A 24,777-nucleotide genomic window follows, 5' to 3' on the forward strand; every position below is an offset into this window, starting at 1 on the left:
CGCATGGGAAGCCCCGCTTATATCGACCCCACCGTCCGCATCTTCGGCGATGTGCGGCTGGGCGACGATTGCAGCCTCTGGCCCTATGCCGTCGTCCGTTCCGAACGAGCGCATGTATCGATCGGGCGCTGCGCCAGCGTGCAGGACCATGCGATGGTCCATATCGGATGGGATGATCCCACGATCATCGGCGACTATTGCACTATCGGTCATGGCGCAGTGGTCCATGGCTGCATCATCGAACCCGCCTGCCTGATCGGCATAGGCGCGACCATCATGGAACGGTGCGTCATAGGGCGCGGCTCGATCATTGCCGGACACAGCTTCCTGCCGCCCGACAGCGTGATCCCGCCGCATTCGCTCGTCATGGGTACGCCCGGCCGCGTGGTGCGCCGCATCGACAAGCTGCGCGCGAACATCGTCGACGCGCTGCTCTATCGGGACAATGGGCGCGCCTATGCCACAGGCGGCCATCGCATCTGGGAAAATGCCGACATGGCGAAGCTGGGTGAAGAGGCCGACGCAATCCTTGCGCAGGACGCTGCGGGCTGGAATGACCGGGGCATCGCCCAATCCAACGCAAAATAAGAGAGCGATCATGCCCGACACGCCCGTCTTGACCGAAGATGCCATGCTGGACCTGCTGTTCCGCGACGCCCGCACCCATAATCAATGGAGCGACCGGCCCGTCACCGCTGAGACTGTCCGAACCCTTTACGACCTTGCCAAATGGGGACCGACGACCGCGAACAGCAACCCCGGCCGCTTCGTCTTCCTGCGCTCCGCCGCCGCCAAGGCTCGCCTGAAACCCCATCTGAGCGCGGGCAATGTCGACAAGGTGATGCAGGCGCCCTGCACCGTGATTATCGCGGGCGACACCCGATTTTACGAATTTTACGGCAAGCTTTTCCCGTCGCGTGACATGCGCAGCACGTTCGAGGGCAAGGACGCGCTGATCGCGGACACGGTGGCGCGTTCCTCGACGCTTCAGGGCGCTTATCTCATCATGGCGGCACGGGCGCTCGGGCTCGATTGCGGCCCGATGTCGGGCTTCGATCAGGCGGGCACCGACGCGGAATTTTTCCCGGACGGCCGGTGGAAAAGCAATTTCCTGTGCAATATCGGCTATGGCGATCCGGCAGGACTCTATTCCCGCAACCCCCGGCTTGATTTCGAAGAGGCCTGCCTCGACCTATGATGCGGGGTGAGGCGTCCGCCACAAGGCGAACGCCCTCCCATTTTTCAGCTTGCGGGCGTCCACACCAGCGGCAGTGCGACCGGCTGGATCATCCCCAGATGGCATTCCACCTGATGGCCGGGTGCGATGCGGAAGTCGGGAATGCGCGAGAGAAATTCCTCCATCGCGATCCGCAGCTCGCGCCGCGCCAGATGCATGCCCACACAGGTATGGATGCCGAAACCGAAACCGACATGACGCGGCCGCCGGTCGAGCCGGACCTCGGCAGGCGCGTCGAACTCGGCCGGATCGCGGCCGGCGAGCGTGGTGGACATCGCCACCTTGTCGCCGGGCATGAAGCGGATGCCCGCCACTTCCGTCTCCTTCTTGCATGTTCTGAAGGTGGTGACCGCACCATAGGCCCGCATCAGCTCGTCTATGGCGTGCGGGATTTCCGACGGATTGGAGCGCAGATAGGCCTGATCCTCCGCATGGCTGCCCAGATGCCGGAATTGCAGGCCCATATTGGTCGAAACCGTATCCAGCCCGCCAATGAACAGATTGAACATGAAGCCCAGCAGTTCATCGTCGGTCAGCGCCCGGCCATCGATCCGCCCCTGCACACCGAAGGTGATGAGGTCATTGCGTGGGTTGGCTCGCCTGTCCTCTATCTCCCCACCCAGATAGGCAAGCACGCTGCGCGTCGCCTCGGCAATCTTGGACAGGTCGTGATTGTGGAGCAGGTTCATTTCCCACTCCATGAACTCGCTCACCCGGTCGTGCGGCAGGCCCATCAGTTCCATGAACACCTTGATCGGAAATTCAAAGGCGAATTCGCTCATGAATTCGCACTGGCCGCGTAGGGCGAAGGCGTCGATATATTCCACCGCATAGTGCCGGATCTTGTCTTCCAGCGCCGCCATCGCCTTGGGCGTGAAGGCAGGATTGACCATCTGGCGAAAGGGGCCATGGGCGGGCGGATCGAGCTCCGCTGGGGAATTGATCCAGTTGCCCCCCACCAGCTTGGAGAAAGGCGAAAAGTCGGTCGAGGAAAAATGATCGGTGTCGAGATAAATTTCGCGCAGATGCGCCATGCGCCGCGGCACCCAGGCGCCGGTTCCGCCGGGATAGGCGTGGGCGGCATAGATGATGTCAGGCCCCTCATGCACCTGCATCGCCAGATCGTCGAACGGGTCCTTTGCCGTCGTCATGCCGAAGATGAAGGGAAAATCCTTGCTCACCAGCTCGGGCGGCACATGATCGGGAATCGGCTGCTCCGGAAACATCATCGCACTTACTCTCCTTATATTTTTTGCCGGGAATTTCGGGTGGACATTGGGACACCGTCCACCCGCCAGGCACCTGTCTTTCAGAAGGATCGCGGCAGGCCGAGGCTCTCCGCAATGCCATTGCGCACCATTTCGTTGGTGATGGGGCCAATGCGCCACAGGCGGCTGTCGCGCCAGTAGCGCTGCATGTCGGTTTCCGCCGAATAGCCCATGCCGCCCAATATCTGGATGCCCATATCGGCTGCGGCATTGGCGTTTTCGGACGCCATGAGCTTGAGCATATTGGCCTCGACGCCGACATTCTCGCCCCGGCTCTGCTTGTCGGCGCAGTAATGCAGCATCAGTTCGGTCGTCTTCTGCATGGTCGCGATGTCGGCGATATAATGTTGCAAGCTCTGGAACCGGCCGATGATCCCGCCAAAGGCCTTGCGCTGCTTCATATAGTCGAGCGCGTCTTCCAGCACGCCGTCGATGACGCCCAGGCAGAAGGCGCCTACCATGATGCGCTCATTGTTGAGCGTGGGCAGCAGCATGTACCAGGCCTTGTCCGCTTCACCCAGAACATGCTCGTCCGCGACGAACGCATCCTCGAAATGAACGGAGCAGCTGCCCATCGATCGCATGCCAAGCTTGGCCAGCGGCGTGATCTTCACGCCCTGCGTATTTGTCGGCACCCAGAAGAGGGTCAGGCCCTGATGCTTCTTCTCGACGGTCCTGTCGCTGCGCGCAATCACCAGCAGATAGTCGGCGACATGCGCGGAGGAAGACCAGATCTTCTCGCCATTGAGCTTCCACCCGCCATCGACCCGATCCGCGGTGGTGGCCATCGCGCCCAGCAGGTCCGTGCCGCCGCCCGGCTCGGTAAAGGCGATTGCGGCCTTCAACTGGCCTGTCGCGATCAGTGGCAGATATTTCGCTTTCTGTTCGGCCGACCCATAAAGCCCGATGGATTTGGACCCGGCGAAGCTGGTGATGCCCCATATCCACGCCAGCCCGCCCAGCGACCGGGCCAGTTCCCGCGCCAGTAGCATCTGCATGACGACGTCGCCGCCCTGCCCGCCATAGTCTTCCGATATGCCGACGCCGTGGAAACCCGCTTCGGTGAACTTGTCCCAAAGGGCGAAGGGATAGTGATGCTCGTCCTTCTCCAGTGCGCGCGCCCAGTCCTTGGGCACTTCCTTGTCCACCCAGCGGCGCACCATGTCGCGGAAGGAACGATATTCTTCGGGCAGTTCGAAATCCATTGTCAGTCCTTTTGGTGTTGATCTTGATCGTCGCCCGGCACGGCTTCGCTATCACATAGGGCGATCAGACGCGCCGCCATCCGGTCGAGGCAGGCCAGCACGCCGTCCCGATCACCCTCCAGGAACGCCTGCAATATTGCCTCATGGTGGCGCAGACCGCTTTCGCTCAGAGTTGCAATGCCGTGCAGGAAAATGAAGCGGGCGATCAGCCCGCGCCGGTCCAGCGTCGAGCGCAACAGTTCGCGGCTCTCCGAGGCCTTGATGAAAATGGTATGGAAATCGAGGCTGGCCATGACCGCGGCCATATATTCGCCGCTCTCCACTGCCGCCCGATAGCGCGCGATCGCCCGCTCCAGTGCTACGATCTCCGCCGCGCCGATACGGGGCATGCCCCAGCCATAACCCAGCCGCCACAGTTCGGCCTGCACGCGGATCAGGTCCCGGGTCACGTCAGGGTCGATCGGTGTCGCCCGCTTCAGCCGGTGCGTTTCGACCTCGACCAGCCCCTCCGAGGCCAGCGTGCCCAGCGCCTCCCGAATGGGTGTCGCGCTCACATTCAGATCCTGCGCCAGCGCCGTTTCCCGCAGCAGAGCGCCGGGCGGAATGGCGCCGGACACGATCCTTGACCGCAGCACGGCCGCCACGGCCTGACGCCGCGTCGCCGGGGACTGTAACGGCTCGGCCGAATCGCGCCAATCCGGGGTCAAACCCCAATAGGGTTCGGAATATATGTCCTGCGATTCCATATTCTATAGAATGGAGCAGCGCAGAGCGGTCCGTTCCTCTCCAAGGATAGGGTGTCGTTGGGCCGGGCGCCTGTAGAGCGGCATGATGAAATGTCCCAGATGCAAAACGCCGCAGGAAGGTTATGGAGGGTGGTGCCGCGCATGCGGCCATGCCGGCGGTAACATTCGTCGCGCGATGCTGTGGACGCTGCTGCCCACAGCAATGATCGCGGTCATATTGCTCGTCCGGATCGGCTATGCCGAAATGACGCGGCAGGGCAGCAGCCGCAACATCTACAGCAACGCCATCGAAACCCAGAGTGCGACCGGCCGGAGCGCGGCCTTCGCCAAGCTCATGCATGATGCGGGACAGACATGCACGCGCACGTCCAAGGCTCTGTTCAGGGGCGATATCGGTCCCAATGCCGCCTGGGCGCTGCGGTGCGAGGATAGCGGCGACTGGCTGATCCTGATCGCTTCCAACGGCGCGACGCGCGTGGCCAGTTGCGGTCCGCTGGACAAGGCCGGGACGCCTTGCTGGACCCGGCTCTAGGGCATCGGCCACTCCTGGAGCCAATTCCTCTCCGATTGCATTCGGGGTCCGTCGGTCAGCCCAGCCCCTCCCCACTTCGCCACCAGCCAAGGCCGGGCGCGGCCTGTATCATCACATCCCATGCCCGCACGCTTGCCGCTTCGATGGCGGCAGGGTCCGCCCGAAGCCCGGCGAAGGTGCGTTCAATCATCTCGTCAATATAGGCGCGTGGCTCGACCGATCGGAGCATCAGGCGCCGCCGCGCCTCGATCGTCATGCCGACGATCAGATCCACCGCCACGTCGAGCGACCGGAACGTCATCTGCCCGCCATTCCGCGCGGCATCCAGCGCGTCGCGCACCAGCAGGTCGAACATGCTCGCCCGCGCGAAATAATCGACATAGTCGACGCGGCAGGTAAAACCGCCCCAGCGCGGATCATGCCATCCCCGCGCCATCGCCATGGCCGCGCCGCCGACCGCCCGGACCAGCGGGTCCGTCACATCGTCGAACAGCCTGCGGAAATCGGCGATCAGGTCCGCCGTCATCCGCTCGCCCAGTTCATTCACCGCAGCGTCAAGGGAGTCGAAATATTTGTAGAAACTGCCGCGCGACACGTCCGCGGCGCGGATCACGTCGTCGATCACCAGACTGCCGCTGCCCTGCCCCGGCTGATACAGGTCGAGCACGGCGTCCAGCAACCGCTCACGCATCCGTGCACGCCTGATTGCCGCCGCCGCCGTGCGCGGATCGACAGTGGGGGAAGCAGGCACGGCGTTGGTCATCGCCTCCCTATTGCATCGGGTGGAAATAGCGCGCAAGCAGGCTGCCATCCTCGCCGAATATATAATGTTCGATGCTGTGCACGCTGACAGGATGCCCGTTATAGTCGCCTTCATTGCGGACATAGATGACCGCTTCGTTGCCGCTCACCTTCACATCCTCGACGATCAGCTTCCATCCGACATATTGCCCGCACAGCGCCTCCAGCTTGTCCCAGCCTTCCTGCACCGGGCCGGTGGCCGGGTCCTGCACCTTGAAGCCGCCCGGCGCGATCGCGCGGAACGCCGCAATGAAATCGTCAATACGGCCCTCGCTGAACAGGTCGGCCTGCGTCTTCAGGAATGTCGCCATCTCCTGCGCGGTCGGTTGTGCCATGATATGTCCTCCTGTCATTTCGGTTCCGCCCAGACCGGGGCCGGCGTGATGTCGGGCAGCAGGGCGATATTGGACGGAAGGCCCGTGATCGCCCGGCCGTAAAGCTCCAGCGAAAGCTGACCGTTCAGTGCATTGTGGCGGGTGCCGACGCTCAGGTCGCGCCACATCCGCTGCAAGGGGCTGGAAAGGGCGAAGGCGCCCGGCCCGGCGACATCCATCAGCCGGTTGCCCGCCGCGCGCAGCAATTCCATCGCATAGCCGCAATCGGCCTGGAGCTGCGCCTTGTCAAAGCCCGTGAGCACGCGGCGTTGCGCGGTTTCGTCCAGCATCCCGGCGGCCCGGCGCACATGCAGCCAGGCCGAATCGATCTCCATCGCCGCGCGGCCGGTCATGCCGACCAACGCCTCCGAACCGCTCTGCCCGGCATAGGTCCAGCCCACCACCTGCCGCTTGGGCATCGCCTGCACCACACCTTCGAGCAGCGCCGTCGCCGCGCCCAGCATCGGCGCGAGCACGCCGAGGGGAAATAGCGGCTCCATTGGCCAGCGGTCGCGCGGCTCCAGCCCCTCCATCGCCAGGATCGCCTCGGCGGGCGGCCTGCGCGACGACCAGAGGATCAGTTCCTCCGGCACGAACAAATCCTGCGCGACAATCATGTTGCTGCCGGAGCCGGCCATGCCCGCGACATGCCAGTTGTCCTCGATCGAACAGGCCGCATCGCGCAGGTCCAGAAACGCCAGAGCCTGTTCGGCGCCCCGATCCGTATCGATCATGACGCCGTTCAGCGCCCAGTCGGCATGCAGGCATCCCGATCCATAGCCCCACCGCCCCGAAACGCGATAGCCGCCCGGCACCGCGACCGCTTTGCCAGAAGGCGCGGAGGCGCTGCAAAACAGTTCCTCGCCGGTTCGGAACAGCCGCCCAGTCATGGTCGGCGGCAGTGCGAGCGCGGTCCCGGTGATCCCCGACAAAAGACCATAGGCCCAGGCGGTGCCGACGCAGCCTTTGGCCAGTTCGACCACGGTCTCGATATGGGTGGTCAGCCTGTGTCCGGGGCCGCCCGCGCGCTGGGGCGCCGTGATATGGAACAGGCCGGACGCGCGCAACGCCGCCATCACCGGCGGAACGATCCGCCGCTCGCGTTCGCAGGCGGCGGCATGGTCCTCCAGCAAGGACCGCAGCGATGCGGCGATGCCCACGGGATCAGCGACGAAGGCCACAGGCCGCTTGTCCGCCATGCGCTTTTCCACTGCTTCAGATCGCATCCGAATCACCTCCTCTCATTAGCATTTTCATTTAATGACGTTTTTGTCATTATACGACAAGCACCCCTCCGACATTCTTTTGCCATGTGCCTCCCCATGGGCCGTTTCATTCCGATTTGATGCGGCCCTGCCTCCCGATAGGCTGTCGCGGGGCGCTCCTCTTCTAGGGTCCGCGCAATCGCCGACAGCGCCGATAAGGCCGGCACCAAGAGAGGACTTGCACGCGATGCGTAAAATCGACCTTCCGCCCTTCGACCGCGCCGCTTTCGCCGAAAAATACGGTCCCTGGGCCGTCATCGCCGGCGCTTCCGAAGGGACCGGCGCCTGCTATGCGGAACAGCTCGCCGCCATGGGCATCCATCTGGTACTCGTCTCACGCCGGCAGGAGGCGCTCGATGCGCTGGGCCAACGGCTGGCGGCCGAACATGGCATCGAATATCGGGCCATCACCGCCGACCTCACCGAACAGGGCATGGGCAGCCGACTGGTCGAGGCGACCGCCGATCTCGACATCGGCCTCTATATTTCCAATGCCGGCGCCGACGGCGCGGGCAACAGCTTCCTGGGCGCACCGGTCGATCGCTCGTTGCGGCTGCTGACGATGAACGCCGCCAATGTGCTGGAGGCGGTCCATGGTTTTGGCAATCGCTTCCTGAAGCGCGGCAAGGGCGGCCTCGTCGTCATGTCATCCGGCGCGGGCCTTGGCGGGCAGCCCTGGCTTGTCATGTATTCCGCAACCAAGGCTTTCGAACTCAATTTCGTCGAATCGCTCTGGGCGGAACTGGACGGGCAGAATGTCGACATCGTCGGCATGGCCGCGCCGATCATGGACACGCCGACCCTGCGCCGCGCCACCGAGGGGCTGGGGATGGATTATTCCATTGCCTATGATCCCGCCGAGGTCTGCGCTCTTGCCCTCGCCAGCCTCGGCAAGGAACCGCTGGTGATCGTGCCCGATGGTCCGGATGAGGGGAAAATCCCGCAGATCCAGGCCGATCGCAAGACCCGCCTCGTTGCGCTGGCCGAATGGGGCAAGGCCTATACCGCCGCCGCGAAGGGCTGACCGGGCACGAAGAAGGGGAACAGGAAATGACGGATCAGGTCGACGTCGTCGTCATCGGCGCAGGGCATAATGGCATGGCCGCCGCCGGATATCTGGCGAAGGCAGGCAAGAAGGTCGTCGTGGTCGAGCGCCTGGCCAAGGTCGGCGGCATGACCAGTTCGGGCTATATGATTCCCGAAGCTCCGGAGCATATGGTGACGCCCTGCGCCGTCGAACTGCTGTTCGCGCGCAAATCCGGCATCATTGAGGACTTCGACCTGCACAAATACGGCCTGCGCACTGTCGATCCCGATCCGACCTACGCCTATCTCCATCCCGACGGCAGCTCCATCGCGCTTTTCTACGACTATCATCGCACGGCCGAGGATATTACGCGCATCAACCGCAATGACGGCAAGGCCTATCTGGAGTTCATGAAGACACTGAACGTCATGATGGACATTGGCTTTCCGCTCATGATGGCCGAGCCGGGGCGGCCGGACGTCAGAAATCTCTCCAAGATGATCGGCAGCGCGGTCCGCAATGTCCGGTTGAAGGACGAGCTGATCGCCATGTCGAAGGCGACGGCCGACCAGATCGCGTGCGAGCGGTTCGAGCATCCGGCAACGATCGCCCTGCTGCTCGGCATCGCGGCAGGGGCTGGCCCCGTCGACGATGACGGCAATGCCGCCGCCTATATGATCTTCGCCGTCACCCATAAATATGGCACCGGCAAGCCGATCGGGAGCCTGCAATCCTTCTCCGACGCGCTCGCGCGCAGCATCGAGGCTTCGGGCGCGACGATCGAACTCAATGCGCCCGTCGCCGAGATCATCGTCGATGACGGCGCGGCAAAGGGCGTGCGGCTGGAGGACGGTCGGGTCATCCGCGCCAAAATGGTGATCGCGACCTGCGATCCCCGCACGGCCATGCGCCTCACGACGCCCGGCGGCGTGCCGCGTGCGCTGACACAGCGGATCGAACATGCCCCGGCGAACCGGTCGAACGCCGCGCCCTTCCTCGCCAACATCGCCATGTCGGGTCCGCTCAGCCTCAAGAAGCATCAGGACCTGCGCCATGATGACGCCGATCTCAACAAGGCGGTCGGCCTGATCGGCACACCGGAGGAAGTGCGCCAATCCTTCGCCATGGCGCGGCGCGGCGACATTCCCGACCGGCATGCCATGTCGCTCAGCCCGCTGTCCAATTCCGATCCGACGCAGGCGCCTCCCGGCGGCTCGCTCGCCTATGTCTACCTGCCGGGCGTGGCCGTGGATGCGCGGGAAGGCTGGTCGCCCACGCTCAAGGACAGGACCATGGCCTCTGTCATCAGCCATCTGGGTGAATTTTACGACGGTCTGGACACGGAGGTCGGCCGCTTCGTCGAGACCGCGCGGGAACGCGAAACGCGCCTCAACGTCACCAATGGCTGCGTGACCCATATCGACTTCGGCGCGCTGCGCTCGGGCGTCCATCGCCCTGCCACCGGCTTTGGCGGCCCCAAGCCGCCTTTCCCCGGCTTCCTGATCGGTGGCGCGGGCGCGCATCCGGGCGGCGGCGTATCGGGCATTGCCGGGCGGATCGCAGCCAACCGGGCGCTGCGCGAACTCAAGAAAATCAGATAAGGAACTTCCCGCATGTCGAGCATGCCCAATCCGGTCGGCATTCCCGCCCATCTGGACGATGTGACAGCGCAATGGCTGACGCAGATCATGCAGCCGCGCTATCCCGGCATCGTGGTCGAGGGGATGGAGGAGGTGTTCCTCCGCAACAGCCACACCACCAAATATCAGGTGAGACTGACCCTCAACGATGTCGGCAAGGCGGCGGGCATTCCCGAAAATGTCTGCCTCAAGGCCAATTGGGCGCAGTTCGACAGTCAGGGCATCTGCCGCCTCGAAGCCCGTTTCTATGAGGATTTTCGCCGCCACGTCGCCTTCCCCGCCCCGCGATCCTATTTCGAGGCATGGGACCCGCGCCCCGACAGCGGTCAGGGACTGGTCGTGATGGAGGATCTGTCCATTGAGGGCGGCCATTTCGGCATCAGCACCGACCATATGGGCGTGGAGGAAGCGGCGCACGCGGTCGCCAGCCTCGCCCGCATTCATGGCGCCTTCTGGGACAGCCCCGTCCTTCACGCGGCTGACTGGCTGCCCGTCTCCATGGCGACGCCGGTGGACACGCAGCAACTGACCATGATGTACGGCTTTGCCGAGCAGAACCATGCCAAGCCTGACTATCAGGCCTTCCTGCCGGGCTGGATCAAGGGCGATCTCTCCCGCCTGCATCACGTCTACAACGCCCTGATCGATTTCGCGCGGACCAAGGAACAGGGGCCATGGTGCCTCGTCCATGGCGACAGCCATCAGGGCAACAGCTATGTCCGCCCCGATGGCGAGCGCGTTTGGCTCGACTGGCAGCTCGTCCGCAAGGGACGGCCGATCCGCGACTTCACCTATTTCGTGCTGGGCGCCCTCACGATCGAGGAACGGCGCGCCCATGACCGGGAATTGCTGCGCCACTATCGCCGCTGCCTGGTCGAAACGGGGGCGCTCGGCGTGCCGGACGACGACACGCTGTGGGAATATTATCGCCGCTGGCCGCCCTATGCGATGCAGGCGTGGATCGCGAACATGGACGAATGGGGCCAGAAGGGCACGCATATCGTCGAGCGCATCTTCGTGGCGGGCGAGGATCTGGGCACCGTCGCGGCGCTCGGCATCCAGTTTTGACGAGGGGGGTGATCGGATGACCGCCGCCATCACCGCCTTCCGCGCCAATGTTCCACAGGAGGCTCTGGACGATCTGCGCCAAAGATTACGCCGCACCCGCTGGCCCGAGACGCAGACGGTCAGCGACTGGAGCCAGGGGGTGCCACTCGCGGCGCTGCGCGATCTGTGCGCCTATTGGGCGGAGGGCTATGACTGGCGGCGGTGCGAAAGGACGCTCAATGCCCTGCCCCAGTTCACCACCCCGATAGACGGTCTTTCGATCCATTTCATCCATGTGCGCAGCCCCCGGCCGGATGCGCTGCCGCTGATCCTGACCCATGGCTGGCCGGGATCGGTGCTGGAGTTTCTGAAGGTGATCGGACCACTGACCGATCCCGCCGCCCATGGCGCGCCGGATGCCCCGGCCTTCCATGTCGTCATACCCTCCCTGCCCGGCTACGGCTTTTCGGATAAACCAATGGCCACCGGCTGGGGCGTCGAGACAATCGCGGATGGCTGGATTCAGCTCATGCGCCGGCTGGGCTATGACCGCTTCGTCGCGCAGGGCGGCGACTGGGGCGCGGCGGTCACGACCGCCATCGCCATGGCGGCGCCGCCGGGATGCATCGGCGTCCATCTCAACATGCCGCTCGTCTTTCCGGTGGAAAGCGACTTTGCCGATCTGACCCCCGCCGAGGCCAAAACGGTCGAGCGGATGCAATATTATCAGGATCATGATTCCGGCTACGCCAAATTGCAGGGCACCCGCCCGCAGACGATCGGCTATGGCCTTGCCGATTCACCCGTCGCGCAGGCCGCCTGGATCTACGAGAAGTTCCAGGCGTGGACCGACAATCAGGGTGTGCCGGAGGATGCCCTGACGCAGGACGAAATGCTGGACGTGATCAGCCTCTACTGGTTCACCAACAGCGGCGCCTCATCGGCGCGGCTTTATTGGGAAAGCGCCAGTGCGTTTCAGGCCCGAAAACTGGACCTTCCGGTGGGCGTGAGCATCTTTGCGCAGGAAATCTTCCGTCCATCGCGTCGCTGGGCGGAACGCAGCTACCCGCGTCTGATTCACTGGAACGAACTGGATGCCGGCGGCCATTTCGCGGCCTTCGAGCAGCCGGCGCTTTTCGTCGAAGAATTGCGGACCTGTTTCGGCGCGATGCAAGGCTGACGCCCCCACGCAACGGCGGCTCCAATCGACCTACCGCCCGGCAGGCTCGATTTCCGTTCGGGCGACCAAAATCGCCTCTGCACCAGGATCATGCCGGATGACTGCATCGATGCAGAGCTGCGGCACGGTCCCCAAGAGAGAGGACATTGCATGAGCGAGCCTGCCGTAGCCCCCGTTGCCGTCATCGACCGGCATCTTGTCCCCCGTCCCTATCCCGCCCGCGCCGCCGCCCTGCCCCGCGGCCGGTTCACGCCGGACGCCGCGTGGCTGGGATCGTTGCTGGCCAACAAATATCCGGGAGTCGTCGCGCAATCGATGGAGGTCGTGCAACTGTTCGACAGCCACACCACGAAATTGCGCGTTGCCGTGGACTGGAACGAGGCCGGGCAGGCCGCCGGATTGCCGCGCAATCTGTGCATCAAGTCGAACTGGTCGGGCATGTTCGATGATGTCGACATCCATGCGCTTGAAGCGCGCTTCTATCATTTCCTGACGGACAAACTCACCGCCAACACGGCCAGCTGCTATTATGCCGACTGGGATGACGACGGGTCGGCGCAGGGCGTCATCGTGCTGGAGGATCTCACCGATCGGGGCGGGAAGTTCGGCCATTCGACCCAGCATGCCGGTGTCGAAGGGGTCGCGACCGCGCTGGCGGATCTAGCAAAACTGCATGCGGGTCTGTGGGACAGCCCATTGATCACCCCTCAAGCGGCGCCCTGGCTGCCGACATCCATGGCGGTTCCGGTCGATTATAATCAGGTTCGCATCATGTGGCACTGGATCGGCGAGAATCTGAAAGACCCCAATTTCCGCGCCATCGCGCCCAGACATTATCTGGACGACGCACGCCGGGTCGAGCGCGCCTATGACCGGCTGGTGGAATTCGAACGCGCCTTCGATGCCCCCTATTGCATCATCCTGGGCGACTGCCATCAGGGCAACACCTATATCCTGCCCAATGGCGAGCGCATGTGGGTCGACTGGCAATTGGGCCGGCGCGGGCGGCCATGGCGCGACCTCACCTATTTCACCGTCGGATCGCTGACGATCGAGGAGCGCCGCCAAAATCATCGCGACCTGATCGCCCATTATCGCGACTGCCTGATCAGGGAAGGCGCGACCAACGTCATCGATCTCGACACCATCTGGAATGAACAGGTACCGCGCTGGGTGATGTACGGTATTCAGGCCTGGGTGGCGAACATGGACCATTGGGGCCAGAACGGCCTGCCGATGAACGAGCGGTTCTTCGCCGCGGGCGAGGATCTGGGCAGCTGGAAACTGCTGGGCGAATGACGGTCATGGCCCCCTGCCGCGCACGGGCCGCGGCTGGGGGCCATCGATTCTAACGCCGCCGCCCCGCCTCGACCGGCGCGATCATGCGCTGCGCGGCGCCATGAAGGACGCGATGCGCGGCTGGACACGCAAGTCGGCGGGCACCCGGTCCGGCCCGATGCGCCGATCGATTTCTTCCTCGAACCAGTAAAGCGCGCGCTCCTGATAGCCCGCCCAGATTGACGGGATCGTCCCGTTCCTCAGCGATTGCTGGATATTTTCGAACAGGCACAGATCTTCGGACAGGATATGTTCGGTCGCCTCGCGCATGCCCTGCCAATAAAGCCTGTCATCCTCACTCTCGGTTGCCCACCCCATCTGACGCACTTCCATGATCGACCGATCGGAACCCACCGGCCAGAAGCATTGCAGGTTGAACCCCACCGGATCGAGCGAGAAAAACGTGTTGGGGAAGGTCGGCAGCGCAACCGTATTTTCCAGAAAAACCGGCGCGATGTCGTCCGGTTTGATCGGCGGGGTCTTGAACAGCGACTCCCCGCCCTTTTTGCGCGTGCCGAACCGCATATGACCGCCTTCATAGAGGGCAATCACGAAACTGCGGGAATCCAGATGCGGTGCCAGTGTTTTAGGATGAACCGTATTGACGTGATAGATCTCAAGGAAATTATGATAGGCGATTTTCCAGTTGCACGCCATTTCGATGAAGAAATGATCCTTCACCACCATTCGATCCAGCGGATATCCTTCGGTCAGCGCGACGAATTCACCCAGAAACTCCTGTAACGGTTCCGCGTCATCATCGAAATTGATGAAGATGAAACCGCGATAGGTGTCGCATCGCACTTCGATCAGGCCGTTCTCCGCCTTGTTGAGACAGGCGAAATCATGCTGGCTTGGCACCGATTTGAGTGTTCCTTCCAGATCGTAACCCCAGGCATGATAGGGGCAGATAAAGCGCATGGCCCGCCCCTGCGGTTCGAGCAGAAGCGGCGACCCCCGGTGACGGCAGGCATTATGGAACGCCCGTATCCGGCCATCCTTGCCGTGCGAGAGAATGACCGAGCGGTCCAGATGCTGGAACAGACGATAGGAACCCGGCTCCGGCAGGTCGGACGCAATGCCGGCCAGCAGCCAGGTCCGATTCCAAAGCCCGTCTTTTTCCAGCGCCTCGAAACGCGGGTCGGTGTACCGGCCGGCGGGAATCGGGGGAAGGGCCGGAAAATCGCTGGGATGCTCGGATCGCTTCAACTGCTCGTCCATCGTCCGGTTGAGCAGTTCCAACGCAGCTTCACGCATAGCTCTCTCCTGTACCAAAAGCCCGCAGGCTCCGTTTCGGTCAGACTGGCCACGTCGTCGATCAAGGAACCTGCAATTGGATAGGGTCGCTGTTGTCACGCCCTCGGCAAGCTGAACCGCCCTCTGTTCCGATGAGTATCCTTATGGCCTTGAAACATCCCACATCCACGGACGGGATCACCGTCGATTATATCAACCAGCTGCTGGCCACGACCGTAGCGGGCGCAACCGCCGTCGGCCTGCGCATCATCGATGCCAAGACCTATGGCGAGCAGATGGTGTCGACCGCCGGGCGCGTGTCGATCGAGGTCGATTATACCGATGACACACCCCCTGACCTGCCCAACCGCCTGGTGCTCAAGCTGACCCGGGCGGTCGATGAGATCATGGCGCCCTTCTACGCCAATGAAGTGGCCTTCTACCGGGGAATCCGGCCGGAACTCGCGATGGAAGCGCCGCGCTGTTTCGGTGGCGACTTCAATCCGTCCACCACGCATTTCGGCCTGTTGCTCGAAGAGCTGAGCGTGCGGGGCGCGACCTTCCCGAATACGACCGTGCGGACCGGGCCGGATGATGTGCGCTCCCTGCTGGATCAACTGGCCCGGCTGCACGCCCGCTTCTGGGAGTCGCCCCGCTTCAGCGCGGATCTGGCCTGGGTCGAAACGCATGTCGAAGGCGCGGTCGCAACGATGATGAATGAACTGGCGCCCGCCTATATCGCGCATGAGGTCGAGACCGAAAATTTCAAACGGGAGATGGTGCAGCGGCTGCGCACGACGCCGGACCGGCTGCTTGCCGGCGTGCAGGCGGTCCAGCGGCATCAATCGACCCTGCCCCAGACGCTGCTGCATGGCGACACTCATCTCGGCAACAGCTACCGCCTGCCCGACGGAACAGCGGGCCTGCTCGACTGGCAGCTCATGGTGCGCGGTTACGCGATGCACGACGTCAACTATATCGTGACCACCGGCCTTTCCATCGCGGACCGGCGGGCGCATGAGCGCGATCTTCTGGGCTATTATCTGGACCGCCTGGGACAGGAAGGCGTGGCGCGCCCTCCCGCCTTCGACAGTGCCTGGGAAGAATATCGGCGGACCCTGATATGGGGCGTCTATATCGGCTGGCTGACGACGCCCGTCGTCAATTATGGCTGGGAGATCAACGTCATGAATCATCTGCGGCTGACCACCGCCTATGAAGATCTCGAAACCGCGAAGCTTGTCGACGCGCTGCTATGACGGCGCGCTGGTCGGCTACAACTGATTGCTCCCCGATGCCTCGAACAGGCGTTGGAAATCGACCATTGTGGGCTGATGCGCGGTAAAGCCGCCGTCCACCGGGATCATCGCGCCGTTGATGAAGCGGGACTCGTCCGAGGCCAGAAAGGCAACGACATGGGCGATATCGCGAGGGCTGCCGAGGTCGGGATTGAGATGATGGTCGCGCAGTACGTCCTTGACCGCCTGCGGTGTGGTTTCGACGGCCGTATCACTGAGGACGAAGCCGATGGCGATCACATTGGACCGGATTCCCTGCTTGCCATATTGGGTCGCGAGAAAGCGGCTGAGATTAATAAGCGCCGCCTTGGACGCGCCATAGGCCGTCAGCGTCATTTCACCCAGCAGGCCGAAACCGGATGCGGAATGGATGAGCGAACCACCGCCCCCCGCGATCATGGCCGGCAGCGCATGTTTGCACAGCAGCATAGGCCCCCGCGCATTGACGGCAAAGGCCTTGTCCCAGGCGCCGGTGTCGAGATGGACGACATCGCGGTCGAGGGCGCGCTGCTCGATCGTCTGATAGGCGGCGTTATTGTGGATGATGTCGATCCGCCCGTGCCGGCCAGCGATCCGCGCGACCGCAGCGCAGACGCTGTCCTCATCGGTCAGGTCGAACGTCTCCGCCTCGGCACGAAGACCCTTGCCGCGCAGCGAATCCGCCGCCGCCTCCACCCGATCTGCCAATATGTCCGCCAGAATCACGGTCGCGCCGCGCTCCGACAGCACTGTCGCCACCTCCCGTCCGATGCCCTGCGCCGCGCCCGTCACGATCGCCACGCGCCCCTCCAATGATCCCACCATTCCATATCCTCCTGTTTCCCTGATGAGCGCCGGGCGCCCGACTATCGATAGCTGTGCGCCTATGGCGGGTCGAAGCAGTAGGCGCAGATCTTGTTGTCATCGGGGTCCAGCAGATAGGCGCCATAGGCATGGGGCACCGCTCCGCGCGGACCGGGCGGCCCGGCATCCTTGCCGCCCGCGGCCAGACCCGCGCGATGAAAATGATCGACCGCGCGGCGATCCGGCGCCTTCAATCCCAAAGTCGCACCGTTGGCGCATGTCGCCCGACCGTGGAGCGGGCGCAGGATAAGCAATTCGGGCACCCGTCTCCCATAGCCGATGCCCTGATCCAGAAACGGGCCAAGATTGACGATCCCCAACGGCGCAAGCACCGCATCGTAGAAACGGGCGGACCGTCCCAGATCGTTGCTGCCAAGGCAGACATGCGTGAATATGCCCATCCCGCCCTCTTTCCGGTCAGTGCGCCCGGTTCATGCTTTCCAGCATATCTGCGACATAGGGCGTGTGGTTAACGATACCGCCGTCTACCCCGATCACCTGCCCGGTGATGAAGGCCGCGCCATCCGATGCCAGGAACAGCACCGCGCCGGCAATATCCTCCGGCACGCTCTCGCGCGGCAGAAGGACATGCCGCTGGACCATGGCGATCTGATCGGCGGTCATCATCTCCCGGGCAAGGGGGGAGAGCACGAGGCCCGGCGCGACCGCATTGACCCGGATATTGAACCGGCCGAACTGCACGGCGGCATTGCGGGTCAGGGCGTTCACAGCCGCCTTGGACGCGGAATAGGAAGGATTGTTGATGTCGCCGGTCAATGCCACACCCGTCGAAGTGTTGATGATGGAACCGCCGCCGCCTGAAATCATGTGCGGAGCGACCGCCTTGATCATCAGCATCGTGCCCCTGGCATTGATGTGGAAGGCGCGATCCCAGGTCGCGGCATCGAGATCGAGAAGCGAGCCATCTGCCGCCATCTGCTCCAGCCGCGTATCGGCGGCATTGTTGTGAAGGATGTCGATGCGCTGGTGCTGCCGCATCACATCTTCGACCAGCGCCGTGATACTGTCCTCTTGCGCAAGATCGAGGAACATCCCCGTCGCCTGTCCGCCCGAAGCCTGGATAGATCGGGCGACGACCTCTGCCCGCTCGACCGCGATATCCGCCAGGATAACTGCCGCGCCGGCCTTTGCCAGGGCTCGTGCGCAGGCTTCCCCGATATTGGCGCCCGATCCGGTGACGATAGCGACGCGTCCCGATAAATCCGTCATGGGCATCTTCTCTCCTGTCTCTCATGGATGCGGGACCGCTGGGCTTCCGCCGCAGCGGGACGCTGCCACGGCGGACGCTCCGCGATACCTAGATAAAGATAGGTTTGGCGGAATTGATAAGCGGCGCATCTATGGCGCCCCTCAAGCGGAGAGCCCTTCATGAGCATCACCATCTTTCAACTTAACAGGTCCCGCTCCGAACGCGCGGTTTGGCTGATGGAGGAAGTGGAGTTGCCCTATGACATCCGCTTCTATGCGCGGCTGGAAACGCTCGCGGCGGAGCCCGCCTATAAGGCATTGCATCCGCTGGGTTCTTCACCCGTGATCGAGGCCGATGGGCGTCGGATCGCCGAGAGCGGGGCGGTCATGGAATATCTCGCCACGACGCAAGGGAAGGGCACGCTCCGCGCCAATCCCGGCGATCCGGACTATGCTGATTATCTTTTCTGGTTCCATTTCGCCGAATCATCCCTGATGCCGGCGCTGGTGACCGAGATCATGGCCGAACGCGCAGGCATCGCGCAGGATCACCCCTCCCGTGTCGCGGGACGGACCCATGCGGCGCGCCTGCTGACACTTGTCGACGACCGGCTTTCGCATAAACCATATATGGCGGGCGACCGGTTCACGGCAGCCGACATCATGATGACTTTTCCTTTCACTACCACGCGGCTGTTCATGTCCGTCGACGTGGAGGGACATCCGAACATCGCCGCCTATGTCGAGCGGATGGCGGCGCGCCCGGCCTATCGCCGGATGCGCACCATCGTCGATCGCCCCCCGACCGCCTGACGGATCAGCTCATCGCCAGCTTTTCCGTGCCGCCGGTGCGTACCCGGTCGCCCATTTGCGCCCGGGCGCGTTCTTCTTCCGCCAGGCCGACGGCGGTCGGATGCTGGACATCGTCCTTGGTGAGACGGGGTGTCGCACGGTCCCACCGCGTGATGCGTATCCCCTCGGGCCGGAGCAGGCCGCTGTTCGCCAGCAGGGCGTCCGCGCCTCTCCATGCTTGATGGGCAGCGTCCGGATCGTTGATCCTGTAGATCGCGACATAGCGATAGTCGGGCGTCATCGGGATCATCTGGCCAAAGGTGCGAAAGGTCAGGAAAGCGGCCGATTTGACGCCGGGTCGGGCGGCCGCCTCGCGAAAATAGCTTTCCGCATAGAAACGTCTGAAACGGTCATCGCTGCCCGCAAGCGGGTTGAATTCCTCCAGGATGACGCCGCCGCAATGCGCGACCTCCGGATCATTGTCCTGAAAGAGCAACGGATAATAATGAAAGTCATAGAGCAGGCTGTCATCAATGGCGTCCGACACCTGCATCCGCGATGTCAGCGCATTGTCCAGATGCTCACGACTGAAGCGAACCGGGTCGAATACGTCGTAGAAGGCGAGATACTGCCAGTCAAAGCCTTCGGGCGGACAGGGCTGCTCCACGGCGAGCCGGAAGCGCTGCGCCGTCACCGACCCCCGGAAACGCAGCGCGTCGCGAATATGGATGTTGCTGTACCAATCCTCCATATCGGCCTCCCGGCCCGGAACGGCTTTGGTCAGCACGACCAGCACGGCATCGATCATCGCTTTTGCCTTTCCTCTCCTGATTTCTGTCCTCTCAACCTTGCCGGACGGACGGCATGAAAGGCGTCGGCGCGCCCATCGTCGCCCGATAGGATAGGGGCTGCTTCCCGTCCGTATCCCGGATGCCGTAGCGCTCCCCCAGTTCCGCGCCGATCAGCGCCTGGCCCGACAGGGAGGCAAGGTCCGGGTCTTGCGCGAGCCGGTCGAGGACAAGGCCGGAAAATTCCGGCGTTTCCCAATGGGGCATGGCGGCGCGCAGGTCTTCGGGCATCATTTCGGGCGGCATGGCCTTCACCGCATCGGTGAGAATGAAGCCCGGCCAGAAGGAGACGGCGGAAACGCCATGCGGCGCAAGATCGACCGCCATGTCGGCCGTCATCTTGTCCGTCCCCGCCTTTGCCGCGCCATAGGCCGGCCCGTGAAAATAGGACACCGCGCCATAGAAGGAAATGCTGGCGATCAGGCCCTTGCCGGCCGCCACCATCATCGGCGCGGCATGATAGGCCGCGACATAGCTGGAGCGCAGGCCGATGGTGATCATGTCCGCCAGCCTGAGCGGCTTTTCCCAGAAACCGCCCGGCGCGACCAGTTCGGGTCCGTAAACCGCGGCGGCATTGTTGACGAGCAGGTCCAGCCTGCCATCCGTCCACTCGGCCAGTTGCGCGAACGCCCTTTCCACGGCGCGATCGTCATGGTGATCGCATGCCAGCGCGATGCCCTTGCCGCCCGCCCTTTCAATCTCCTTCACGACCTCGGCAAGCTGCGCCCGGTCGCGCCCGGTGACCGCCACCACATGGCCCCGCGAGGCCAGGCCCCGCGCCATGCCGCGCCCCAGCCCGCGCGTCGCGCCCGTCACCAGCACTATCTTTTCGCTCATATCCTGCTCCTGTCCTCAATATTGGCATCGCCATGAAGGACAGGGGCGTGACCTGTCCGACGGCAAGGGCGCGACCGCCCTTCAGTCCAGACGCGTCATCGGCAGGACGACATGGCGCGCCGCTTCGCCCAGCACAGTCGGCCCAAACAGTTGCAGCCGCCGCCCCTCGATCGTCGCGAGCAGGGCGATGAGCGCGGCGTCCTCCTCCGGTCCCGCTTCGATGATATGGGCCTCCAGCGCCTCGGCGGCGTCAGCCCAGCGGTCGAAGCGGCGACCAAGAAGCGCGGACACATCCGCAATATTGCGCGCGACCATGTCCGCCCCGTGATCGTCGGCGCGCTGCACCCATTCGATCAGTTCGGCAACCTGCGCCTTATGCGATTCGGCCGCCTCCCCCGTCACCGGAAGCGCCCCGAGCGTATCGGCCAGCTTGGCCAGCAGCGGCGCATTGTCACCCGTGCGCTGTTCCAGCGGCGGCAGTCCGGGCAGCGCATCGCCGGTCAGCTGCGACAGCGCCAGCAGGATGGAGCGGCGCAGCGCAAGATCAAACATGAGATAGACCGAATGCGGATCGCCGGGACATGGCTTGCCGACAGTCCCGGTGAACTGCATCGTGCCGAGCAGGGAGAATTGCAGGACGTGGAAAACCACCGCGTCATGATCGACCGGCTCACCCGTCGCTTCCTCATAATAGCGCACCAGTTCCGGCAGCGGTGCGCCCAACGGCTCATAGCTGTTGCGCATCCCCATGGTGGCGATGTCGACCAGCGGATCGCCGATCATCGAAAATTCGAAATCGTAGAGCTTGGTCATCGCGCCCTGATCGACCAGATATTGGCCCGAATCGAACTGGATGAAGCTGGCGCGCTGGCGGTGCCGCGGCACATTACGGCGAAGCCAGCCGATGACGAATTCCAGCAACGGCTCGGGCCGGCTCTTGGTTCGCCGGTAATGCGGCATATAGGCGTCCAGTCCGACCAGCGCGATCGCCTCGGCGCCCTCGGGCCGATGCACGCCGGCGGCCATAAAGGGTTCGACCGGCAACCGGTGCATCGCGGCAACCGCCCGCATATAGACGCGGCCGATGGCGCTTTTCGTGGCGGCATCGAGCGCCGAAAAATCTCGCGTCCCTTCGATCGCCTCCATCACGATACATGGCGGATCGGCAAGATACCCGTAAATCTCCGGCACCGGCAGTCCTTGGCTGTGAAGCAGGGCGATGACGTCGGCCTCGCGCTTGAGGTCGGGAAAGATGGACACGTCGCCGCCCCGGTCGCCGCGCAGGTGCAGGCGGCAGACCGTCCCCTCCCTTTCGACGTCGACGAACCAGGAGGGGCGCCAGCGGACGAGGCGCTCAAGCCCGACAACCTTGCCGCCGGTCAGTTGCTCGACAAAGGCGGTGATCCGGCCGACCGCCGCATCGTCATAATTGTTGAGCGGAGCGGCATGCGTCACTGCCCGCCCTCCCCCGCCGAAAAGGCCTCGGCCACGGCGCGGGTGTCCATATATTCCTTGCCGGAAATGATCTGCCCGTCCCGGATGATCAGCAGATTATGATATTCGTTGCGATAGACCCGGTCCGGAAAGACCATCTCGCCCCTGACTTCCACCGCCACCCGGTCCCCTTCGGCGGTTATCCCGACCACCTCGGCCGTTCGCTTCTGCGCACTCAGCAGTCCGCCTTTCACGCTGGCGATGAAGTCGGCCCGGCTCATGTCGCCATGGCCCAATATCCACCACTGGCAATCGGGATGCTGAAGGGCCTCGATCGTCTCGACGTCGCCCTCCTCCACGGCCCGCATGTAGCGGCGGGCCACCGCCTTGTTCGCCTCAATGTCGCTCATCACCCTCTCCGCTGCTCCTCTGTCGCCGCCTTTGCCGGTGGCCGTGGCAAGAATATTACCCTTGTGCAGGCGGGATCGCCGACAGGAACCCTATCCATGGGCGGGTGGCCTGGACGCGTTCGCTTCACAATCTTCCGCCTGCACAACAAAACAGGGCAGAGGGAGGCCGCATGACGACCAAGAGCATGACGATGAAGCTATGCACCTATATGGGCGCCATTGCCGGTACGATGATGTTCGTCGGCATATGGCCGGTCGCGCACATGTTCCCGCCGCTGGCCCCATCCATGCCCGCTGCGGAAGTGGCTGCTTATTATCGCAGCCACCAGATCGGCATATTGGCAGGCGCTATCCTGATCGCCTCTTCCTCCGTGCTGTTCTTCCCCTTTCTGGCAGCGGTCGCCACCTTCATGAAGAAGATCGAAGGGCCGGTTTCGCCTTTGACCTGGGCCTTTGTGATGGTCGTGGCCTTTGGCTTCGTCACTTTATTCTTCGCCGGGCTGATCTTCACGGCGGCCGCCTATCGGACCGACCGGCCGGACGCCGTTATCGGTGCGTTGAGTGATATCGCCTTCCTGCTGTTCGTCATGCCGGCCGTGCCCGCCTTCGTGCAGAATCTGCTGACCGGTTTCGTCATTCTGGGCGACCGCCGCGCGCAGCCCATCCTGCCGCGTTGGCTTGGTTATATGAACCTGTGGACCGGCGTGCTGCTGCTGCCCGGATTGGCGATCGGCCTGTTCAAGACCGGACCCTTTGCCTGGAACGGCGCCCTGGCTTTCTGGATGCCCGCCGTCGTGTTCGGCATCTGGTTCAACCTGATGATCTTCGCCATGCTCGGCGCGATCAAGCGCGACGCGCTGGGCGGCGAATAATGGCTGCTTCGCAAGCCGCCGCTTCGCCTCCGCGCGGCCATGTGCCGGGAGAGGAAGGCGTATGGGTGTTCATTGGCGGCGATCTTGTCGTCTTTGCCGTCTTCTTCATCACCTATGCGCTCGCTCGGCAGCAGGAACTGGCGCTGTTCGAAAGTTCGCAGGCGCTGCTCGACCGGAGCCTTGGCCTTCTCAACACGCTTTTGCTGCTGACCAGCAGTCTCCTTGTCGCACAGGCCGTCGCGGCGGTACGCTGTGACGACGACAAGGCGCGACCGCTGCTGCTGGGCGCGGTCCTGCTCGGCAGCGGCTTCGTCATCGTCAAGGCGTTCGAATATTCAGCGAAGATCGCCCAGGGCTTCACGCTCAACAGCAACAGTTTTTCGATCTATTATTATATGTTTACCGGCATCCATCTGGTGCATGTGCTGATCGGCTTGGGCGTGCTGTGCTTTACCCTGTCGCGCTTCGACCGGACCGGCCGGATGCAGGGTGGTGCCGCCCTGATCGAGGGGAGCGGCGCCTTCTGGCATCTGGTGGACCTGCTCTGGATCATCCTCTTCGCCCTGCTCTATCTGCTTTAGGGAATCCGTTTCATGGCCATGATCTGGCGTAGCCGCATCACACTGGTCTGGGCGATGCTGATCGCCGCGACCTTTCTGTCGTTCGAGACGATGGCATTGGGCAATGCGTTCCTGCTTCGCTCCGTCATCCTCGTCATCGCCTTCACGAAGGTTCTGCTAGTCGGGCGCGAGTTTATGGAGTTGCGGCACGCGCCGCGCTGGCTGCTCTGGGGATTTCAGAGCTGGGCGATCCTGACCTGTGCAGTCCTGATCGCCCTGTTCCGCGCCTGACGCAATCAGGCAGGCACTTCCGTACCGCCTGCCGCGGCTTCGTCTATGCCCATCTTGCGCGTAAGGTCCGCCATATCGAGATATTCGCGCCAGCGTGAAATCAGCCCGGCCCCGTCAAACTCATAGATGGCGACCATCTGATGCGGACAGGGCCGTCCCATGATGATGGCAGTGTCGGACCGTTCCTGCATCACCATCCGGTCGTTGGAGAGGATGTTCACCTCATTGCATTTATTGTTGGTGGCGAAGGCCATTTGCCGCTCAATCTCTGCGCGCAACGCCGTCTTGCCCTTCACGACGGGACCGCCGGGAACCCAGAGCTGCCATTCGGCATCCTCCGCCATCATCGACAGAATTTTCTCTACATTGGGCCTGCTGGCATCGCTGCCGTCGCCCCAGGCATCGCAAAATTCCCGTACCTTCTGTTCCAGTTCGACGCCCATCATCCTCTCCTCTTCTGTTTTCCTCAAATCTGGGATTGCTGCAT

General features: G+C 63.3%; 28 protein-coding genes. 13 read left to right on the top strand and 15 right to left on the bottom strand.

Going from position 1 to position 24,777, the window contains the following annotated elements; genetic code table 11:
• Positions 1 to 3 precede the first annotated feature (3 nt).
• A complete protein-coding gene (locus tag HUK72_RS19010) occupies positions 4 to 588 on the top strand; it encodes a gamma carbonic anhydrase family protein (RefSeq protein ID WP_066563047.1) in 585 nt (194 codons plus the stop codon).
• A gap of 10 nt (positions 589 to 598) precedes the next feature.
• On the top strand, positions 599 to 1,198 hold the full coding sequence (locus HUK72_RS19015) for a malonic semialdehyde reductase (RefSeq protein WP_066563049.1): 600 nt from the start codon (positions 599 to 601) through the stop codon (positions 1,196 to 1,198).
• Positions 1,199 to 1,242: 44 nt separating this feature from the next.
• On the opposite strand, the gene HUK72_RS19020 is transcribed toward HUK72_RS19015, so the two are convergent.
• The 3 genes from HUK72_RS19020 to HUK72_RS19030 all read right to left on the bottom strand — a co-directional run bounded on the left by HUK72_RS19020 (position 1,243) and on the right by HUK72_RS19030 (position 4,456).
• Positions 1,243 to 2,466, bottom strand: coding sequence for a cytochrome P450 (locus HUK72_RS19020; RefSeq protein WP_066563051.1), 1,224 nt, complete (start codon positions 2,464 to 2,466; stop codon positions 1,243 to 1,245).
• Between the two features lie 80 nt (positions 2,467 to 2,546).
• Entirely contained in the window at positions 2,547 to 3,710 is a 1,164-nt protein-coding gene (locus HUK72_RS19025; RefSeq protein ID WP_066563055.1) for an acyl-CoA dehydrogenase family protein, read from the bottom strand.
• A gap of 2 nt (positions 3,711 to 3,712) precedes the next feature.
• A complete protein-coding gene (locus HUK72_RS19030; RefSeq protein WP_066563056.1) occupies positions 3,713 to 4,456 on the bottom strand; it encodes a GntR family transcriptional regulator in 744 nt (247 codons plus the stop codon).
• 175 nt (positions 4,457 to 4,631) lie between these two features.
• Between HUK72_RS19030 and HUK72_RS19035 the strand changes: the two genes are divergently transcribed.
• The gene (locus tag HUK72_RS19035; RefSeq protein ID WP_066563057.1) at positions 4,632 to 4,988 is read left to right on the top strand and encodes a hypothetical protein; all 357 of its coding nucleotides are present in this window, start codon (positions 4,632 to 4,634) and stop codon (positions 4,986 to 4,988) included.
• 55 nt (positions 4,989 to 5,043) lie between these two features.
• Here the strand turns inward: HUK72_RS19035 and HUK72_RS19040 are convergent, their stop codons facing one another.
• Genes HUK72_RS19040 through HUK72_RS19050 form a run of 3 tightly spaced genes read right to left on the bottom strand, consistent with a single transcriptional unit; the run spans position 5,044 to position 7,389 of the window.
• On the bottom strand, positions 5,044 to 5,751 hold the full coding sequence (locus HUK72_RS19040; RefSeq protein WP_066563063.1) for a TetR/AcrR family transcriptional regulator: 708 nt from the start codon (positions 5,749 to 5,751) through the stop codon (positions 5,044 to 5,046).
• A 7-nt stretch (positions 5,752 to 5,758) separates the two neighbouring features.
• Positions 5,759 to 6,124 (bottom strand): hypothetical protein, encoded by a 366-nt coding sequence (locus HUK72_RS19045; protein WP_066563922.1) that lies wholly within the window; start codon positions 6,122 to 6,124, stop codon positions 5,759 to 5,761.
• A 14-nt stretch (positions 6,125 to 6,138) separates the two neighbouring features.
• Complete coding sequence (locus tag HUK72_RS19050) at positions 6,139 to 7,389, bottom strand: acyl-CoA dehydrogenase family protein (RefSeq protein WP_206377302.1); 1,251 nt, start codon at positions 7,387 to 7,389, stop codon at positions 6,139 to 6,141.
• Between the two features lie 226 nt (positions 7,390 to 7,615).
• Between HUK72_RS19050 and HUK72_RS19055 the strand changes: the two genes are divergently transcribed.
• The 5 genes from HUK72_RS19055 (at position 7,616) to HUK72_RS19075 (ending at position 13,621) form a co-directional block, all read left to right on the top strand.
• Positions 7,616 to 8,452 (top strand): SDR family oxidoreductase, encoded by an 837-nt coding sequence (locus tag HUK72_RS19055; RefSeq protein ID WP_066563066.1) that lies wholly within the window; start codon positions 7,616 to 7,618, stop codon positions 8,450 to 8,452.
• Between the two features lie 26 nt (positions 8,453 to 8,478).
• Positions 8,479 to 10,056 carry an NAD(P)/FAD-dependent oxidoreductase gene (locus tag HUK72_RS19060; protein WP_066563924.1) on the top strand — a complete coding sequence of 526 codons (1,578 nt, stop codon included), beginning with the start codon at positions 8,479 to 8,481 and terminating at the stop codon, positions 10,054 to 10,056.
• 12 nt (positions 10,057 to 10,068) lie between these two features.
• Positions 10,069 to 11,163, top strand: coding sequence for a phosphotransferase (locus HUK72_RS19065; protein ID WP_066563067.1), 1,095 nt, complete (start codon positions 10,069 to 10,071; stop codon positions 11,161 to 11,163).
• 16 nt (positions 11,164 to 11,179) lie between these two features.
• Complete coding sequence (locus HUK72_RS19070; protein WP_066563068.1) at positions 11,180 to 12,322, top strand: epoxide hydrolase family protein; 1,143 nt, start codon at positions 11,180 to 11,182, stop codon at positions 12,320 to 12,322.
• Positions 12,323 to 12,472: 150 nt separating this feature from the next.
• Positions 12,473 to 13,621 carry a phosphotransferase gene (locus tag HUK72_RS19075; protein WP_102999824.1) on the top strand — a complete coding sequence of 383 codons (1,149 nt, stop codon included), beginning with the start codon at positions 12,473 to 12,475 and terminating at the stop codon, positions 13,619 to 13,621.
• A gap of 81 nt (positions 13,622 to 13,702) precedes the next feature.
• Here the strand turns inward: HUK72_RS19075 and HUK72_RS19080 are convergent, their stop codons facing one another.
• Entirely contained in the window at positions 13,703 to 14,917 is a 1,215-nt protein-coding gene (locus tag HUK72_RS19080) for an aromatic ring-hydroxylating dioxygenase subunit alpha (protein WP_066563070.1), read from the bottom strand.
• Between the two features lie 143 nt (positions 14,918 to 15,060).
• Between HUK72_RS19080 and HUK72_RS19085 the strand changes: the two genes are divergently transcribed.
• Positions 15,061 to 16,155, top strand: a complete 1,095-nt coding sequence (locus HUK72_RS19085; RefSeq protein ID WP_066563072.1) for a phosphotransferase — start codon at positions 15,061 to 15,063, stop codon at positions 16,153 to 16,155.
• Positions 16,156 to 16,170: 15 nt separating this feature from the next.
• On the opposite strand, the gene HUK72_RS19090 is transcribed toward HUK72_RS19085, so the two are convergent.
• The 3 genes from HUK72_RS19090 to HUK72_RS19100 are packed head-to-tail and all read right to left on the bottom strand — an operon-like array spanning position 16,171 to position 18,267.
• Positions 16,171 to 16,998, bottom strand: coding sequence for an SDR family NAD(P)-dependent oxidoreductase (locus tag HUK72_RS19090; RefSeq protein WP_066563074.1), 828 nt, complete (start codon positions 16,996 to 16,998; stop codon positions 16,171 to 16,173).
• Between the two features lie 59 nt (positions 16,999 to 17,057).
• Complete coding sequence (locus tag HUK72_RS19095) at positions 17,058 to 17,438, bottom strand: VOC family protein (RefSeq protein ID WP_066563076.1); 381 nt, start codon at positions 17,436 to 17,438, stop codon at positions 17,058 to 17,060.
• A 16-nt stretch (positions 17,439 to 17,454) separates the two neighbouring features.
• Positions 17,455 to 18,267, bottom strand: a complete 813-nt coding sequence (locus tag HUK72_RS19100; RefSeq protein ID WP_226869983.1) for an SDR family NAD(P)-dependent oxidoreductase — start codon at positions 18,265 to 18,267, stop codon at positions 17,455 to 17,457.
• 159 nt (positions 18,268 to 18,426) lie between these two features.
• On the opposite strand from HUK72_RS19100, the gene HUK72_RS19105 reads away from it, so the two are divergent.
• Positions 18,427 to 19,059 (top strand): glutathione S-transferase family protein, encoded by a 633-nt coding sequence (locus HUK72_RS19105; RefSeq protein ID WP_102999823.1) that lies wholly within the window; start codon positions 18,427 to 18,429, stop codon positions 19,057 to 19,059.
• Positions 19,060 to 19,063: 4 nt separating this feature from the next.
• On the opposite strand, the gene HUK72_RS19110 is transcribed toward HUK72_RS19105, so the two are convergent.
• The 4 genes from HUK72_RS19110 to HUK72_RS19125 all read right to left on the bottom strand — a co-directional run bounded on the left by HUK72_RS19110 (position 19,064) and on the right by HUK72_RS19125 (position 22,567).
• Positions 19,064 to 19,846 (bottom strand): hypothetical protein, encoded by a 783-nt coding sequence (locus tag HUK72_RS19110; RefSeq protein ID WP_066563090.1) that lies wholly within the window; start codon positions 19,844 to 19,846, stop codon positions 19,064 to 19,066.
• Positions 19,847 to 19,880: 34 nt separating this feature from the next.
• On the bottom strand, positions 19,881 to 20,723 hold the full coding sequence (locus HUK72_RS19115) for an SDR family NAD(P)-dependent oxidoreductase (protein WP_066563091.1): 843 nt from the start codon (positions 20,721 to 20,723) through the stop codon (positions 19,881 to 19,883).
• A gap of 81 nt (positions 20,724 to 20,804) precedes the next feature.
• The gene (locus HUK72_RS19120; protein WP_102999822.1) at positions 20,805 to 22,178 is read right to left on the bottom strand and encodes a phosphotransferase; all 1,374 of its coding nucleotides are present in this window, start codon (positions 22,176 to 22,178) and stop codon (positions 20,805 to 20,807) included.
• Complete coding sequence (locus HUK72_RS19125; RefSeq protein ID WP_066563095.1) at positions 22,175 to 22,567, bottom strand: nuclear transport factor 2 family protein; 393 nt, start codon at positions 22,565 to 22,567, stop codon at positions 22,175 to 22,177. Before HUK72_RS19125 ends, HUK72_RS19120 begins: the two co-directional genes overlap by 4 nt.
• Positions 22,568 to 22,737: 170 nt before the next feature.
• Here HUK72_RS19125 and HUK72_RS19130 point away from each other — a divergent pair, with 170 nt between their 5' ends.
• Genes HUK72_RS19130 through HUK72_RS19140 form a run of 3 tightly spaced genes read left to right on the top strand, consistent with a single transcriptional unit; the run spans position 22,738 to position 24,290 of the window.
• On the top strand, positions 22,738 to 23,439 hold the full coding sequence (locus HUK72_RS19130) for a hypothetical protein (RefSeq protein WP_066563097.1): 702 nt from the start codon (positions 22,738 to 22,740) through the stop codon (positions 23,437 to 23,439).
• A complete protein-coding gene (locus HUK72_RS19135; protein ID WP_066563099.1) occupies positions 23,439 to 24,020 on the top strand; it encodes a cytochrome c oxidase subunit 3 in 582 nt (193 codons plus the stop codon). The genes HUK72_RS19130 and HUK72_RS19135 overlap by 1 nt, the downstream gene beginning before the upstream one ends.
• 12 nt (positions 24,021 to 24,032) lie before the next feature.
• Positions 24,033 to 24,290 carry a cytochrome C oxidase subunit IV family protein gene (locus HUK72_RS19140; protein WP_066563102.1) on the top strand — a complete coding sequence of 86 codons (258 nt, stop codon included), beginning with the start codon at positions 24,033 to 24,035 and terminating at the stop codon, positions 24,288 to 24,290.
• Positions 24,291 to 24,295: 5 nt separating this feature from the next.
• On the opposite strand, the gene HUK72_RS19145 is transcribed toward HUK72_RS19140, so the two are convergent.
• Positions 24,296 to 24,736: a nuclear transport factor 2 family protein gene (locus HUK72_RS19145; protein ID WP_082749142.1), complete on the bottom strand. Its 441-nt coding sequence runs from the start codon at positions 24,734 to 24,736 to the stop codon at positions 24,296 to 24,298.
• Positions 24,737 to 24,777: the final 41 nt, after the last annotated feature.

This window comes from Sphingobium sp. 15-1 (assembly GCF_013375535.1).
In the GTDB taxonomy this organism is placed as follows: domain Bacteria; phylum Pseudomonadota; class Alphaproteobacteria; order Sphingomonadales; family Sphingomonadaceae; genus Sphingobium; species Sphingobium aromaticivastans.

Bases quoted from the DNA above. Each gene is read 5' to 3' on its own strand.
- HUK72_RS19015 (WP_066563049.1), top strand. From the start codon at position 599: ATGCCCGACACGCCCGTCTTGACCGAAGATGCCATGCTGGACCTGCTG.
- HUK72_RS19130 (WP_066563097.1), top strand. From the start codon at position 22,738: ATGACGACCAAGAGCATGACGATGAAGCTATGCACCTATATGGGCGCC.
- HUK72_RS19075 (WP_102999824.1), top strand. From the start codon at position 12,473: ATGAGCGAGCCTGCCGTAGCCCCCGTTGCCGTCATCGACCGGCATCTT.
- HUK72_RS19140 (WP_066563102.1), top strand. From the start codon at position 24,033: ATGGCCATGATCTGGCGTAGCCGCATCACACTGGTCTGGGCGATGCTG.
- HUK72_RS19020 (WP_066563051.1), bottom strand. From the start codon at position 2,466: ATGATGTTTCCGGAGCAGCCGATTCCCGATCATGTGCCGCCCGAGCTG.
- HUK72_RS19145 (WP_082749142.1), bottom strand. From the start codon at position 24,736: ATGATGGGCGTCGAACTGGAACAGAAGGTACGGGAATTTTGCGATGCC.
- HUK72_RS19110 (WP_066563090.1), bottom strand. From the start codon at position 19,846: ATGATCGATGCCGTGCTGGTCGTGCTGACCAAAGCCGTTCCGGGCCGG.
- HUK72_RS19030 (WP_066563056.1), bottom strand. From the start codon at position 4,456: ATGGAATCGCAGGACATATATTCCGAACCCTATTGGGGTTTGACCCCG.
- HUK72_RS19125 (WP_066563095.1), bottom strand. From the start codon at position 22,567: ATGAGCGACATTGAGGCGAACAAGGCGGTGGCCCGCCGCTACATGCGG.
- HUK72_RS19045 (WP_066563922.1), bottom strand. From the start codon at position 6,124: ATGGCACAACCGACCGCGCAGGAGATGGCGACATTCCTGAAGACGCAG.
- HUK72_RS19080 (WP_066563070.1), bottom strand. From the start codon at position 14,917: ATGCGTGAAGCTGCGTTGGAACTGCTCAACCGGACGATGGACGAGCAG.
- HUK72_RS19105 (WP_102999823.1), top strand. From the start codon at position 18,427: ATGAGCATCACCATCTTTCAACTTAACAGGTCCCGCTCCGAACGCGCG.
- HUK72_RS19085 (WP_066563072.1), top strand. From the start codon at position 15,061: ATGGCCTTGAAACATCCCACATCCACGGACGGGATCACCGTCGATTAT.
- HUK72_RS19035 (WP_066563057.1), top strand. From the start codon at position 4,632: ATGCTGTGGACGCTGCTGCCCACAGCAATGATCGCGGTCATATTGCTC.
- HUK72_RS19025 (WP_066563055.1), bottom strand. From the start codon at position 3,710: ATGGATTTCGAACTGCCCGAAGAATATCGTTCCTTCCGCGACATGGTG.
- HUK72_RS19040 (WP_066563063.1), bottom strand. From the start codon at position 5,751: ATGACCAACGCCGTGCCTGCTTCCCCCACTGTCGATCCGCGCACGGCG.
- HUK72_RS19070 (WP_066563068.1), top strand. From the start codon at position 11,180: ATGACCGCCGCCATCACCGCCTTCCGCGCCAATGTTCCACAGGAGGCT.
- HUK72_RS19135 (WP_066563099.1), top strand. From the start codon at position 23,439: ATGGCTGCTTCGCAAGCCGCCGCTTCGCCTCCGCGCGGCCATGTGCCG.
- HUK72_RS19100 (WP_226869983.1), bottom strand. From the start codon at position 18,267: ATGACGGATTTATCGGGACGCGTCGCTATCGTCACCGGATCGGGCGCC.
- HUK72_RS19050 (WP_206377302.1), bottom strand. From the start codon at position 7,389: ATGCGATCTGAAGCAGTGGAAAAGCGCATGGCGGACAAGCGGCCTGTG.
- HUK72_RS19095 (WP_066563076.1), bottom strand. From the start codon at position 17,438: ATGGGCATATTCACGCATGTCTGCCTTGGCAGCAACGATCTGGGACGG.
- HUK72_RS19090 (WP_066563074.1), bottom strand. From the start codon at position 16,998: ATGGTGGGATCATTGGAGGGGCGCGTGGCGATCGTGACGGGCGCGGCG.
- HUK72_RS19055 (WP_066563066.1), top strand. From the start codon at position 7,616: ATGCGTAAAATCGACCTTCCGCCCTTCGACCGCGCCGCTTTCGCCGAA.
- HUK72_RS19010 (WP_066563047.1), top strand. From the start codon at position 4: ATGGGAAGCCCCGCTTATATCGACCCCACCGTCCGCATCTTCGGCGAT.
- HUK72_RS19065 (WP_066563067.1), top strand. From the start codon at position 10,069: ATGTCGAGCATGCCCAATCCGGTCGGCATTCCCGCCCATCTGGACGAT.
- HUK72_RS19060 (WP_066563924.1), top strand. From the start codon at position 8,479: ATGACGGATCAGGTCGACGTCGTCGTCATCGGCGCAGGGCATAATGGC.
- HUK72_RS19115 (WP_066563091.1), bottom strand. From the start codon at position 20,723: ATGAGCGAAAAGATAGTGCTGGTGACGGGCGCGACGCGCGGGCTGGGG.